Origin of the sequence: Rathayibacter sp. AY1D9 (assembly GCF_002932395.1) — a bacterium.
Taxonomy (GTDB): domain Bacteria; phylum Actinomycetota; class Actinomycetes; order Actinomycetales; family Microbacteriaceae; genus Rathayibacter.
The window spans coordinates 38,005-50,386 of sequence record NZ_PSVQ01000005.1; the positions used below are offsets into that span (position 1 = coordinate 38,005).

Below are 12,382 nucleotides of genomic sequence, written 5' to 3' on the forward strand. Positions count from 1 at the left end.
AGACCTGCATCACTGCGCGTCCTCTACGTCTGAATCGGACCGCGCGTCAATCTGGTCGGCGATGGCTTCGATGCTTTGCCGCGACAGCAGGGCCATACTGACCCAGTTGCCTTCAACCTGTAGCTCTACCTTGTAGAGGCCGTATGGTCCTGACGGCGATGCGTCATCTAAACGGCTCACTGCGCGTCCTCTAGCTCACCAAGCTTGTCGATGATCGCTGAGGCGTCAGCGCTGCTCTTGACCTTCTCGAGGGTGTTCGCCACCCACTCTTGGTCCTTGCCCTTGCGTTTCGCCAGCGTCTCGATGAGACCGATCTGTTTCTCGCTGGCGGCCTTCGTCATTGACGGGGTCCGGGTGGTGGGTAGCTTCGCCTCCTTGCCCGCGTCTCCGTCATCGTCCTCGCCTTCGACAGCGATGCCGAGGGCGGCGCTGAACGCATAGCGACGGTAGTAGGTGATAACGGACCCGACGTCTTGAGGGGAGACCCCTTCGATTGGAACGGGGATGCGAGTCTCCTCACGCTCACCTGACTCGTGGCGGATGATCGTCTTGAGGTAGGTCGAGCCGTTGTCGGCCTCGTCGATTGGTTGCGTGACTGAGAGCTTGTTCTTTTTCAGGTGTGGCTGTGCCGTGGCCTCTACGGTGGCAAGGTCCGCGTACTTGTACTTGCGGCTCCCTGCTTGACCGGAGGATGTGCGCTTGACCACAGGCATATCGCCGCGAAATGCGACGAGCGCTGCGGCTAGCTGATTACCTTCGTTGGTCCCTTCTGCCATGAGTATTCTCCTTCTTCAGTTGTATTAGTATCTGTCGCAGCTCCTTCCTCTTCTCGATCGCGAATGAGCCGTTCCGGACGCTGAGGTTGGCGAGCAGTGTGACGACCGAGATCTTCTGTCCGGTTCGTTCTGTCTCTCGCTGTCCTAGCTTCTTGAGTGCCGCTCGCATGAGTGGATCCCATTGATCTGTTGCTTTGACTTTTGTTGCTCCGCTGCCGTAGCTAGCGCGGTCGATTTTCCAGGTGCCTTCTTCCATGTAGTCGTTTCCTAATGATGTCCCCCTTGTTTGATGTGTTGAGCTTATGGTGCCGGTAGCAAGTTCATGTAGGCAGAGGCTCTACTCTCTTACCACTTGACGAAACGTCTTCTGCCGTAGAGGTAGCAACACTATTACTACCAGCACTACTACGCTCAAATGTTGATGTACACGGATGATCGGCTGTCGGACTCACTTGATGTCCCGCGTTCTTCCTGTGTCTCATTATGCGCTTATGTTCCGAATAGTCAATACTTATACTAGACGGAATGGTATGGGGTTATCCACAGTTCAAAGGAGTCGCTTTAGAGTCGCTTCCCGAGGTGTGGGGATGGCCGTGGCGGAGATGTGCGCTTCGGCTCACGTAGGATCTGCGTCCTGGCAGGGATCCGCGCCTTGTTGACAGGCGTACTGTCGTGTCTCATAGTCACTTCCATGATTCTCCTCGACCGCGACCGCCAAATCGTCCTGTCAGTTGGACGTTTCGGCCAGCTTGCGGCAGGACACATACGAACGATGCACTTCCTGGTTCGTCTGACACGCCCATGTACCGGGCGCTCAACCGGCTCGTCGAGACGAAGTTCCTGGCACGCCTGGAGCGCCGCATGATCGGCGGCACGGGAGCGGGGAGCGGCCAGTACGTCTACCAGCAGGGCGGCAGGGGTGGGCGCTGTGCGGGCGTGAGGGTGCTTACTGGCCTTTCAGGGCGGTCAAGCTGCACACGATGGCGATTGCAGACGCCTACGCGGCCCTCCTGGAGTATCAGCAGAGGGGCCGGCTACGGATCGACAACTTCGAGACGGAGCCCGACAGTCACCGGAAGGTCGGCAACGTCGTCGTGCGCCCGGACCTCTTCATCGACATCGCGGACATCATGAAGCGCCGCAACCTGTCGTTCTGGGTGGAGATCGACATGGGAACCGAGCGCCAGGCTCAGATCAACGAGAAGCTCGCGGGCTACATGGCGGCGCTGGAGGCTGCTGAGTCGTTCGTGCCATACGTGCTGTTTATCGCACCGGAAGAGGAGCGAGCGGCGAAGCTGCGGTACTGGATCAAGCAGTTCGGCGCGGGGGAGTCGGAGATGTTCCTCGTCTCAACGACGCACGCTTTCGCACCTTTGATCTTCGGCTAAGTGGCTTTAATAGTATTGACTATTTCTCGGGGTGAGCGCATAATCAGAGTATAACTAAACAGGGACTAATCTTATGCAACACAACCACAAAGCGAGTACAAGAACCGGCGTAGTGCGTTACTTCTATTCAGAGTCGGTCGAGCCAAGACCTTTCAGCATGTTTAGCACCGACGCGGCTAAACGGTCGGCGAACGCGGCGTGGGCCGATCGAGCCCTGGTCTGGGGTGCGTCTCGTGTCGACCCTTGGGGAAACCTAATTCCCATAAAAGTGGAAGTATGATCGTCAACCCGAAGACCGGTGATATCTTGGATTTGTCGCCACTCAAGCGAACGCCATCCGGTCCGGCCACTAGGCGAGTTGATCAGCGACACGGTCGTCGGAGCAAGATTGTTGAGGCGTACGTGGCGGTCTCAGGTTTTGCTGTCGCCTCTAGCGTCTTCTGGTTCAGCCTCATCGGGTGAGTGTGAGGGGCTCTTACTTCCGTGAGTCCGTCTGAAGCCCCAGTTCTTCGCGTGTAACTGCGACTGGTATCGCTTTCGCTTCAACCCTTCGGCACGCTCGGCATCTATGGCGCTCTGCGGACGCGGCACACTCGGTGGCACTGTGTACCACTTGATCGCGCCTTTCATGTTTTCGCCCGCCTTCATGTAGCGCATTATGGCGTAAGTGAGGCGGAATGACCATAGCGATCTTGACTTAGTCGGCGCGGTGATTCAGAGTAAGGAACACGAAGCTCTCAGTTCAAGATTGCTTCGTCCTAAGTTTAGCCTGTAGGGGGTTGCAATCTAAACGCGTTCCTTCATAATAGAACGTGAACTGAGAGCTAACCGTCCTACCAAGGGCGGTTCTTTTGTAGTCTTGGGAGTCCCTGACTGTTGGCTTCCGTGCAGACGTAAAATGGCACGGTAAAACAGCTCAACGTTTTCGGCTATCGTAAAGCCTGCTTTGTACTGATGGGATCAAAGAGAAACAACCTGCGTACCTTCACAATCCGGTTTCGTGTCAAGGTTCCCGAAAATATCTTCGGGAACCTAAGCGGGGGAGTTGCTACTCAAGCTATCCCTGATGAACCGACCGACTGCACCCCACTCAGGGAATGCTTCAGTACTAACTCCCCGAGCCTGTTTCGCGCTCGACAGGGGGCCTATTTGCTTTGCTTGCTTTTTCCACGCGCTTGATTCGCCTCAGGCGCCTTCGTGCGGTCCTTCTCGCCGTTTGCCTTCGCATCCCACGTACTTCGCTGTCCACGTACGCGCGATAAGCGTCGCCATTCATCAGGTGAGAGGTGCGTCCGGTGAACGCACCGAGGGTAGCTGCAAAAGCGATGAGGAAACCCACGGCGGTCAGGAGGTTCTCTGCGATCGAAAAGTATTGGAAGTCCGTCCATTTCAGAAGAAGAACCGTGGCGAGAGCTACAAAGAGAGGGACAGCCAGCCAGGTGAAGATCTTCTCGTGCACTGGGATTAGCTCGTGGTAATCGTTTAGACGCTTCGCCTGAAAGTCGACCCGACGCTCAAATCTGGTCCTCTGCTCGCCGTCCGGAAGATCCTTCAGCAGCGCAAGGTCGTTCTTCAGTCGTCGATTCCATCGAATTGTTGGGATCGCGAAGGGGACGAGGGCGATGACGGCCGCGGTGAAGAGCGGGAGTGACAGGAAGGACGCAACTGCCTTGATCGTCTCCACCGTTGTCATGCGACCACCGTAGGTCACGCCGCGTCTCCTCGCGCTCGAACATACGTTCGACTACGGTCTGACGCTATGGGATCGAACCGACGCTACGAGGACCACTACGACCGCCTGACGCAGCAGCGCGTGGCGGAGGCCGCAGTACGTCCCGTACCGGTGTCCCTCACCAGCGAGGAGCTCGACGTTGCCAACCACCCCGTGCAGCGGGGGCCGGCGGTGCCTGTACAAGCGTGGGTGCGCTTCAAGGAGCAGCCCGTCATCACGGACGCCTTCGCCGTCGAGCGGAACGACCGGGCCGTGCACGTGGAGTGGAGCATGTCGGACGGGACGAAGCTCGATGCGTGGGTGTGGGCGAACGCCGTGCGGAGAGTGTGAGCGCTAGATTCAAGCCGTGAAGCTGAGTGCGAGCGCATACACGGTGCTGATTCTGTCCCTCGTCAGCGCAGCGTTGACCGGGTGCGCTGCGGACGATCAGGGGTCTACGGAGACGACCTACTCGGGGCCCAGTCAGTTGGACGAGCCATACACGCCGCCAACTGCGTCGTCGAATCTGAGCGTGGATCCCTATGCGTTCCAGCCGTCGCAGTCCACCCCGGAGTGTGATCTCGCTTTCTACAACGTGACCGACAAGGTTTATGGGTCGGCTGATGCCGACAGCGCCTTGGTCGGAACTGCCTTCGCGTGCGAGTCTCTCGACGATTGGGCCACGTCAGCTCGTTCGAATTCTGAGGCCTACGGTGTAAACGAAGAGGCTATGGATGACGAGTTCCTCACTTGGGCAGTGGTCGCGCTTTGCGAGCCCTCAGATTCCGCGCCAGCAGTTCGAACGTTGAAGGTCTGCGCTCAGGCGCTCGAGAAGGGTATTATCCGTGGCTAACCGTGAGTTCGGAACTTTCCCTTTTGTTGCTTGCTGCGTGTTTGCTCTGACTCTTTCGGGTTGCTCAGTCGGGGTGCCTGAGTCTGAGGCGTCACCGAGAAGTACTGCCGTGACCGAGACTAAGGAGCCAGCGATCATCTACGGTGAAGCGCCTATTGACAATAGCTGCGGTGATGCGATGCTTGCCGCGGCCGTCGTCGGCAGTGATGCCGGGAACACCGAGGAACTTATATCTACGGTAGCCATCTGCTACTCACCGATCTACTGGGTCAACGCAGCAAGGGCTTATCCTGAAGCGCTCGGTCTCGCAGAGCCCACGGATGAAGCGCTTGTTCAAGCGTTCTATGACATCTGTATTGAGTCAAAGAAGGAATATGTGATCGGTGCCTGCTATTCCGACGGGGCTGATAAGCTTTTCGAGGCAATGGGCGTCGACTTTTAGGACAGAATAGTATTGACTATTCATAACGTTCGTGCTTAACTTAAGGCAGTCAAATAAACAGGAACACAAACATGACTGACCTAATAGCAATAACAGACTATCGAACGCCGACCAAGATCACGTTCGTCACAGTCAAGTAAGCATAACTAAACAGGAACTACCAATATGAGCAACACGCAACACGAAGACAAGTTCATTCCATCAAAGCAACCGAACTGGTTCCAGCGCATCCTGGCCTCACGAGTCCTCCCATGGTTCCTCGTCACGATCTTCGCCACCGGCGTCGCTGGCATCATCACCGGCTGGATGCTCCGCAGCGAGAACATGGCGCAGGTCAACCAAGCCGTGGCCTCCGCGTCTTTAGAGCAACGCCAGTAGAAGCCGTCTCTACCGCGCCCGACACCAAGACGGCACTCGAACCGCCCGTTGAGCTCATCGAGCCACAGGCGACGCCTCCGCAGGTCGTAGAGGCATCACTAGCACCGAACGGCTGTGAGCCGTACCGACCTCTCGTCGAGCAGTACGCCTGGGACGCCGATGTCGCCCTCGCGGTCATGCGAGCCGAGAGCGGCTGCGACCCGAGCGCGGTTGGCGACCTGAGCCTCACGTACCAGGGGAGCGGCCGGCGCGAGGGGATGAGCTGCGGGCTCATGCAGGTCCGCGTGCTGGCCGGGCGACCGGATTGCGACGCGCTGCTGGACCCGGCAACCAACGTGGCGAATGCGTGGCGCATCTACGAGGCGCGCGAATCGTTCACGCCGTGGTCGGTCTATACCAGTGGCAAGTATGAGCAGTTCCTATAACGCAAGAATAGTATTGACTATTTGAGACCGTCGGCGCATAGTGAAATCACAACTAAACAAGGAATACCTCCATGGTCACATCACAGAGCTACATCGTCGTCGGAGTCATCTTCGCCCTCATCTTCATCGTCACTGGCATCGCCGTCTGGTTCGATCGCAGGCACGAGCGATGAGCCGCGAGACTAAGTTCAGGGTCTGGCAGCCAAAGGAACGAAGGATGCTGTTCAACTGCGGTGTTCAACGACCAGTGGGCGGATACCTTTGGGGATTCGGCGTTCCGGCCGGCGCTGGTGTGGATGACATCGAGCACTATGGTCGCCATGACTCGGTCATGCAGTTCACCGGCCTCCAAGACAAGAACGGCGCAGAGATATACGAGGGCGACATCTTGCTCGGCGCGTACAACGCTGTCTACGACTACGCTCGTTGGTCAGTGTCGTTCCGCGATGGTCGCTATCAGACCGATTGTGTTGCGCTACATCAGAAGGACGACGGCTTCCGCGACATCAGCCACGGCGGGTACTCCAATCCGTACCTCGACGGGAAGACGTGTGCGTCCTTCGAGGGCATCGGTAACATCCATGAGAACCCGGACCTCCTCGCGTGACCGACCACCTCGACACCCTCCGCTCCGCCCTTCACGTGCGCATCAAGCTCGCGGCCGACGCTCGGCGCGCTGCTCGCATCAAGCCGTCGTCCTGCGCTCACACGTGGGAGACGTTCAAGCAGACCGTGACGGCCGAGAACGTCGGCTTCACGGGCACGGCGTGGTTCGTCGTGCGCGGGTGCAGGCGCTGCAAGGCGAAGGTGCTGGTGGACTACGTGGTGGAGGGCGGTCGCTAGGCTCGCGCTGTGACGATGTGGTGGCTCTTCCGTTCGATCCGACGGCTTCAGCGGGCCCTGAGCTTGGCTTCGTTCCTCACTCTCTGGTCGATGGCAGCCCTATGGGACTTATGGTGGCGAGGAACCCTGCAGAACATTCAATGGTTCAACTGGGGCTCGGTAGCCGATTGGATGGCGGGAATCGGCACGGTTGCGGCGTTTGGGATTGCTGCGGGGGCGCTAGTCAGAGATCATCGGCTAAGGCAGCGATCATTCGCGGATAACGTGAGCGTGTGGATTCTCCGCCGCGAGACTAGATCTGAAGGCGGCAGAGGTGCCGTGACGCAGATCATCGTAACCGCGCATGTGTTCAACGGTAATACGTCTCCGATCCCGTACGGTTCGTTTCTCGCTACGCCCGATAGGTATAGCATTTCGAACGTCCCCTTCGGAGCAAAAAGGAGCAAGAAGACGGGGGTGAAAATCTCTAGGGAGGCACCTCGCGGACTTGCAGCGGGTAAAGGATTCGACATTTCCTGGACGTACGACAAACTCGCGGCGGACGCACCATTCATTGTTCGCTTTCAGGACAATTCTGGCCAGATCTGGTTCAAGAGCATCAGCAGCGGCAAGTACGTGAGCGAAGGTGAGGCAAAGGAGCGCTTTCCTCGTGGTTTTGCCGCTGTCATTCCTACCAAGCCAAATTCTGATTTAGATGCGCTCCTGGCGGTACTTGAGCCCGCGAAAGACTAAGGCAAGCCAGTTGCGCGCGCCGACAGACGCGGTGTTTCAACAGTTGCGCTCTGGTCGCTTCGTCCGCTAGGTTCCGAGCAAACCCGAGAGGACGCCGCGATGCGACGCACGTACGGAACCGCGCTCGCGGCTGGGACCGCGCTGATCCTGCTGGCCGGATGCTCATCAGGCGATGCGCCCGCTCCTACCGAAGAAGACGTGGCCTCGCAGTACGTCTCGACCGAGCGCCCTGCGATCCTTGACATGTTGACGCCTTCTGCCACCCCAACCCCCAGCAGCACGAACGCCATCCCGCAGCAGTACTCCATCAACGAGCCGATCGCGAACCCAGCGGGGTATACGGCTGACTTCATGGTCGATTACGTCGGGGCGACGTGGAGGTCGGACATAACCACTTCGGCGCCTGGCTACACGTCATTGAGCCGTGGCGCCGGTGATTATGTGCAGGTGGAGAATACGACTACGGGGCGAACCAACCCGATGCGAGTCGCGGTCGTTCTGACGTCTGCTTACCCGATTGATTCTCCGGCATGCTCAACCGCGCTTCAGCGCAACTTGAATTGGACGTTTACTAACGACACTCGCTGCTTCATCAGCCAGGGTCAGTACGTCATGTCCACCGGTGACCTAGTAGTGGATGAGTTCCAGACTCTGGCTCTGACGGATGGTACCGTCGCAAAATTTGAGGACGTTCCCGAGGAGTCCGCGGATTCTGTGCTCGCTTCGTTGAACGCACCGCTTGGTTATGCCGTGTTGGCTTTCGACTCAGACCTGCATCCTAAGCTCTGCGGAACGACGGGCAGTGTCGGTGAGAGCAATCCGGTCGCGTACCAAACGAGCCCCGAGGTGTGCGGCTAGCTATTCACAAGCGGCCCTCGTTGTGTCATAACTAGAGCCATATGGCGGACCCCGTCCAATCAGGCGACCAACAGGCAAGAGAAATGCCGAAGAAGCTCCTCAAGTCAGGGGTCGATCCTTCCGTAGGCGCGGCCACCCAGTTCAAGCCTGGTGTCTCAGGCAACCCTGCCGGGCGTCCAAAGGGTTCGATCAGCCTCAGCCAGCGCATCCAGCAGATGCTCAACGACGAAGAGTTCGAGGCCTGGCTGCCCGACGCGAAGACTGGCTTCACCGAATTCAAGGGCGCGCCGGCCATCGCCATCATCAAGGCGGCGATCATCCGTGCAGCTACCGGTGACCTCAAGGCGGCGGACTGGCTCGCGAAGTACGGCTATGGCACGAAGATCGAGCTGACTGGCGAGGACGGCGGTCCCGTGAAGGCGCTCGTCGAGTTCATCGACCCGTCTGGTGAGATAGCGAAGGCCTCCGAGTGACGAGGAGGTGCGCGAAAACACGGCGTTTCATCCACGACGCAGGAATCCTGACGTCACGAGACGCATAAGTGGACGGCAACCCGGCCGTCCACATCAAGTTCCTCGCTGAGTTCCGCGAGCTGTTCAACCCGTCCTGGCGCAACATCGTCTTCTACGGTGGCCGCGGTTCGGGCAAGTCGCAGCACGTCGCCCTGGCGCTCATCCTGCGGGGCCGGCAGTCGAAGTTGCGCATCCTCTGCACCCGCGAGATCCAGAACACGGTGAAGGACTCCGTGCACAAGCTCCTCAAGGACATCATCGATCGCTACGGCTTCACCGACTACGAGGTGACCGACAAGACGATCCGCAACAAGCTCACCGGCACGGAGTTCATCTTCAGCGGGCTGCGACACAACGTGAACGAGATCAAGTCGATGGAGGGGATCGACATCGCATGGGTCGAGGAGGCTCAGAGCATCAGCGAGGCCAGCCTGAAGGTGCTCGCTCCGACCATCCGGAAGCCGGGCAGCCAGCTCATCTTCACGTTCAACAGACTGAACGAGCTCGACGCCGTGTACGTGCGATACGTGATGAACCAGCCAGCAAAGACGTACTGCCGGCAGGTCAACTACGACGTCCTCGAGCGGGCCGGTCTACTGCCCGACTCCCTGAAGCTGGAACTGGAGGCCGACAGGGCGAACCCATCGACCTTCGCGCATGTCTGGCTCGGGCAGCCGATGGACCAGGCGGACAACGCGATCATCGGGCGCACGGCCATCATCACCGCCATGGAGCGCACGGTCTCGGACGAGGGTGCGGTCGAGGTTGGAGCCGACATCGCGCGCATGGGCAACGACCGAACCGTCTTCACGAAGCGGAAGGGCCTCAGGCTCGTCGAGTCGAAGGAGTACACCAAGCTCCGGACCACGGAGGTCTGTGACAAGCTCGAAGCGTTCGTGGATCACGACAAGACGATCCTCATCAAGATCGACGACACGGGCGTGGGTGGGGGAGTCACCGACGAGATGATGCTGCGCGGCTACCTGGTGCTGCCGATCAACTTCGGTGCGAGCGCTCGGGACGTCGACCACTACCCGAACCTCATCTCGGAAGCGTGGTTCTACCTAGCGTCGATCACCGAGACGATCTCGCTCGACATGGACGCTGACCTCCTCATGGAGCTGTCTTCGCGCCAGTGGAAGATGGACACCAAGGGCCGGCGGGGTGTCGAGAGCAAGGCCGACTACAAGAAGCGCGGCTATCGATCGCCGGACAAGGCAGACGCATTGATCCTTGCGTATTACTCACGCATCGTGGATCCAGTCGATGATCCGGATGACGATGACGAGGATGGCGAATTCGCAGGATTGATGGACGAGAGCTTTTAGCGTACATTCAAAAGCAGATGGGAATACTGAAGCGTAAAGAACTACTGAAGGAAGTCGGAGAATCCGGCACTTCTATTGCTTCGGGCCAGATCATTGGCGAGGACTACAACTGGAAGCTCCAGGGCGAGCGAGCCCTCGCGGTCTACGACGAGATGCGCCGCAGCGACGCCACTGTCTCTGCCGCCCTCGACGTCGTCAAGTACCCGGTCATCAGCACTGAGTGGGACATCGACCCAGCCAGCGACGACCAGGCTGACATCGACGTCCGCGACTTCGTCAAGGAGTGCCTGTTCAACATAGTCGACTGGAGCAAGTTCCTCGACGAGGCGCTGACCTACCTCGACTTCGGCTTCGTCGTCTTCGAGATGGTGTTCGAGCCGCGTGTCGTCAACGGGGCCACCCGCATCGCGTTGACCAAGCTCGCCTACCGCAAGCAGACGACAATCCAGCGCTGGCTGACCGAGGACGAGCAGCCCGGCGTCACCCAGGTGACCAACAAAAACCGTTTCTCGATCGCGCAGCAGAAGCTCATGCGAATCACCCACAAGCAGGAGGGTGACAACTACGTCGGCCGCTCACTGCTCCGTGCCGCGTACAAGCACTACATCAAGGACAAGCTCTACAAGATCGACGCGATCGGCCATGAGCGTCAGAGCCTCGGTGTCGTCGAGATCACCACGCCGACCGGCGCGACCAAGGCCGACAAGGACAAGCTCCGGCGTGCAGCCCGCAACCTCCGTGCCAACGAGTCGTCCTACATCGAGCACCCGGACGGCTACATCGTCCAGTTCATGGACATGAAGGCCGCGACCCTCAAGGACGTCGAGCCGAGCATCAACCACCACGACCGCCAGATCATGAAGAACGTCCTGGCTCAGTTCCTGGAGATCGGCGCCGCTGGATCGAGCGGGACCAAGGGAGCTTCGGAGGACCACAGCCGGCTCTTCGACATGGGTACGCAGAACGTCGCCTACAGCGTGCGAGACGCGCTCCAGGCTGTCATCCACACGCTGGTCGACCTGAACTTCACCGGACGGGACTACCCGACGATGCGCGCCGGCAAGACCGGGGACGAGAACTTATCCCTCATCAGCGAGGCTGTCACGAAGTACGTCACCGCTGGTGCACTTCACCCACGGGCTGAGGACGAGAACAGCGTGCGCAAGTCGCTCGGTTGGGCCGAGGTCGAGCAGGAAGAGCTCGAGGAGCTGTACGAGAAGAAGGAACCGGTCGCCGTTGTGCCAGCCGTTCCAGCCGAGGACGTCGAGGTGAAGGCCACCGCCAAGGAACTGAAGGCGCTCCGAGCGAGCGTTGAGGCTGCGCTCTATGAGCCGACAAGCAAGGCTGCTTAGCGCCCACGCCCACCTCACCGCCGCGATCCGCGAAGGCGAGCAGTGGGAGGCAAGCTATAAGGCGTCGCTGGCCACGTTCAAGCGGCTGATCCGCGAGGAGGCCGCGCTGCAGGCTGATGTGAACGGGTACCTGCTCGGGCTGTCCGAGCGCATCCCTCAGATCGTGAACCTGTTCGAGGTAGAGCTACGGTCCATCCAGGCCGACGCCGTACCTCCTGAGAGCGACGACGTCTGGAAGATCGAGATCGCGCTCCTGACGGCTGCCGTCCGGGACCACCTCGTCGAGCTGGCTGTGATGGGCGCCAACGCAGGGGAGGAGATATACCTCAGGCCGCTGGGCTTCACCACGCTCAGCGAGTCGATCCAGAGGGCCGCCGACAAGTACACCGCCGGCCTCGTGTCGGGCGTCACTAAGACCACCCGTCGCTACATCCAGCAGTCGATCCGCACGAGTATCGCGCAGGGCGAGGACCTGGACGCCATGGTGGCGCGCATCCGACTGCGGGTGAGCAACCCGATCCGCGCCGAGATGATCGCGCAGACCGAGAGCGTCAGCGCGTACCAGCGCGGCATCGAGGACTTCGCCGTCTCGTCGGGTGCCGAGAGCAGCACGTGGGACGCGCTCCTGGGCGCCTGCCAGCTCTGCCGACCTCTAAACGGCGTGACGAAGCCACTGGGGGCGCTGTTCACGCTCGGCAACGGCGCCGAGGTCTCGATGCCACCAGGCCACACCCGATGTCGCTGCGGCCGCATCATCAACTACCCGAATTAGCGTTGACAGAAA

The 12,382-nt window shown here is 59.5% G+C and carries 16 protein-coding genes; 14 read left to right on the top strand and 2 right to left on the bottom strand.

Annotated elements, in window-relative coordinates; all coding sequences use genetic code 11:
• Positions 1-176 precede the first annotated feature (176 nt).
• Positions 177-776, bottom strand: coding sequence for an ERF family protein (locus C5C50_RS04180; protein ID WP_104272902.1), 600 nt, complete (start codon positions 774-776; stop codon positions 177-179).
• 980 nt (positions 777-1,756) lie between these two features.
• On the opposite strand from C5C50_RS04180, the gene C5C50_RS04185 reads away from it, so the two are divergent.
• On the top strand, positions 1,757-2,164 hold the full coding sequence (locus C5C50_RS04185; RefSeq protein ID WP_104272903.1) for a replication-relaxation family protein: 408 nt from the start codon (positions 1,757-1,759) through the stop codon (positions 2,162-2,164).
• Positions 2,165-3,272: 1,108 nt separating this feature from the next.
• On the opposite strand, the gene C5C50_RS16630 is transcribed toward C5C50_RS04185, so the two are convergent.
• Positions 3,273-3,857, bottom strand: a complete 585-nt coding sequence (locus C5C50_RS16630) for a hypothetical protein (RefSeq protein ID WP_146085851.1) — start codon at positions 3,855-3,857, stop codon at positions 3,273-3,275.
• A gap of 66 nt (positions 3,858-3,923) precedes the next feature.
• Between C5C50_RS16630 and C5C50_RS04190 the strand changes: the two genes are divergently transcribed.
• The 13 genes from C5C50_RS04190 (at position 3,924) to C5C50_RS04240 (ending at position 12,370) form a co-directional block, all read left to right on the top strand.
• Entirely contained in the window at positions 3,924-4,226 is a 303-nt protein-coding gene (locus tag C5C50_RS04190; protein WP_104272904.1) for a hypothetical protein, read from the top strand.
• A gap of 16 nt (positions 4,227-4,242) precedes the next feature.
• Entirely contained in the window at positions 4,243-4,728 is a 486-nt protein-coding gene (locus tag C5C50_RS04195) for a hypothetical protein (RefSeq protein ID WP_104272905.1), read from the top strand.
• Between the two features lie 109 nt (positions 4,729-4,837).
• A complete protein-coding gene (locus C5C50_RS16635; RefSeq protein ID WP_146085852.1) occupies positions 4,838-5,170 on the top strand; it encodes a hypothetical protein in 333 nt (110 codons plus the stop codon).
• A 165-nt stretch (positions 5,171-5,335) separates the two neighbouring features.
• On the top strand, positions 5,336-5,548 hold the full coding sequence (locus C5C50_RS04200; protein WP_104272906.1) for a hypothetical protein: 213 nt from the start codon (positions 5,336-5,338) through the stop codon (positions 5,546-5,548).
• 56 nt (positions 5,549-5,604) lie between these two features.
• On the top strand, positions 5,605-5,973 hold the full coding sequence (locus tag C5C50_RS04205) for a transglycosylase SLT domain-containing protein (protein ID WP_258067645.1): 369 nt from the start codon (positions 5,605-5,607) through the stop codon (positions 5,971-5,973).
• 169 nt (positions 5,974-6,142) lie between these two features.
• The gene (locus tag C5C50_RS04210; protein ID WP_104272908.1) at positions 6,143-6,580 is read left to right on the top strand and encodes a YopX family protein; all 438 of its coding nucleotides are present in this window, start codon (positions 6,143-6,145) and stop codon (positions 6,578-6,580) included.
• The gene (locus C5C50_RS04215; RefSeq protein ID WP_104272909.1) at positions 6,577-6,816 is read left to right on the top strand and encodes a hypothetical protein; all 240 of its coding nucleotides are present in this window, start codon (positions 6,577-6,579) and stop codon (positions 6,814-6,816) included. Before C5C50_RS04210 ends, C5C50_RS04215 begins: the two co-directional genes overlap by 4 nt.
• 9 nt (positions 6,817-6,825) lie before the next feature.
• Positions 6,826-7,548: a hypothetical protein gene (locus C5C50_RS16640; RefSeq protein WP_146085853.1), complete on the top strand. Its 723-nt coding sequence runs from the start codon at positions 6,826-6,828 to the stop codon at positions 7,546-7,548.
• A 99-nt stretch (positions 7,549-7,647) separates the two neighbouring features.
• Positions 7,648-8,406 (top strand): hypothetical protein, encoded by a 759-nt coding sequence (locus tag C5C50_RS04220; protein ID WP_146085854.1) that lies wholly within the window; start codon positions 7,648-7,650, stop codon positions 8,404-8,406.
• 83 nt (positions 8,407-8,489) lie between these two features.
• Positions 8,490-8,879: a DUF5681 domain-containing protein gene (locus C5C50_RS04225; protein WP_146085855.1), complete on the top strand. Its 390-nt coding sequence runs from the start codon at positions 8,490-8,492 to the stop codon at positions 8,877-8,879.
• A gap of 68 nt (positions 8,880-8,947) precedes the next feature.
• Positions 8,948-10,246: a PBSX family phage terminase large subunit gene (locus C5C50_RS04230; RefSeq protein WP_104272912.1), complete on the top strand. Its 1,299-nt coding sequence runs from the start codon at positions 8,948-8,950 to the stop codon at positions 10,244-10,246.
• Positions 10,247-10,263: 17 nt separating this feature from the next.
• Positions 10,264-11,598 (top strand): DUF935 family protein, encoded by a 1,335-nt coding sequence (locus tag C5C50_RS04235; protein ID WP_104272913.1) that lies wholly within the window; start codon positions 10,264-10,266, stop codon positions 11,596-11,598.
• Positions 11,573-12,370 (top strand): hypothetical protein, encoded by a 798-nt coding sequence (locus tag C5C50_RS04240; protein ID WP_104272914.1) that lies wholly within the window; start codon positions 11,573-11,575, stop codon positions 12,368-12,370. Before C5C50_RS04235 ends, C5C50_RS04240 begins: the two co-directional genes overlap by 26 nt.
• Positions 12,371-12,382 lie beyond the last annotated feature (12 nt).

Bases quoted from the DNA above. Each gene is read 5' to 3' on its own strand.
- C5C50_RS04240 (WP_104272914.1), top strand. From the start codon at position 11,573: ATGAGCCGACAAGCAAGGCTGCTTAGCGCCCACGCCCACCTCACCGCC.
- C5C50_RS04180 (WP_104272902.1), bottom strand. From the start codon at position 776: ATGGCAGAAGGGACCAACGAAGGTAATCAGCTAGCCGCAGCGCTCGTC.
- C5C50_RS04225 (WP_146085855.1), top strand. From the start codon at position 8,490: ATGCCGAAGAAGCTCCTCAAGTCAGGGGTCGATCCTTCCGTAGGCGCG.
- C5C50_RS16630 (WP_146085851.1), bottom strand. From the start codon at position 3,857: ATGACAACGGTGGAGACGATCAAGGCAGTTGCGTCCTTCCTGTCACTC.
- C5C50_RS04235 (WP_104272913.1), top strand. From the start codon at position 10,264: ATGGGAATACTGAAGCGTAAAGAACTACTGAAGGAAGTCGGAGAATCC.
- C5C50_RS04190 (WP_104272904.1), top strand. From the start codon at position 3,924: ATGGGATCGAACCGACGCTACGAGGACCACTACGACCGCCTGACGCAG.
- C5C50_RS04185 (WP_104272903.1), top strand. From the start codon at position 1,757: ATGGCGATTGCAGACGCCTACGCGGCCCTCCTGGAGTATCAGCAGAGG.
- C5C50_RS04210 (WP_104272908.1), top strand. From the start codon at position 6,143: ATGAGCCGCGAGACTAAGTTCAGGGTCTGGCAGCCAAAGGAACGAAGG.
- C5C50_RS04220 (WP_146085854.1), top strand. From the start codon at position 7,648: ATGCGACGCACGTACGGAACCGCGCTCGCGGCTGGGACCGCGCTGATC.
- C5C50_RS04200 (WP_104272906.1), top strand. From the start codon at position 5,336: ATGAGCAACACGCAACACGAAGACAAGTTCATTCCATCAAAGCAACCG.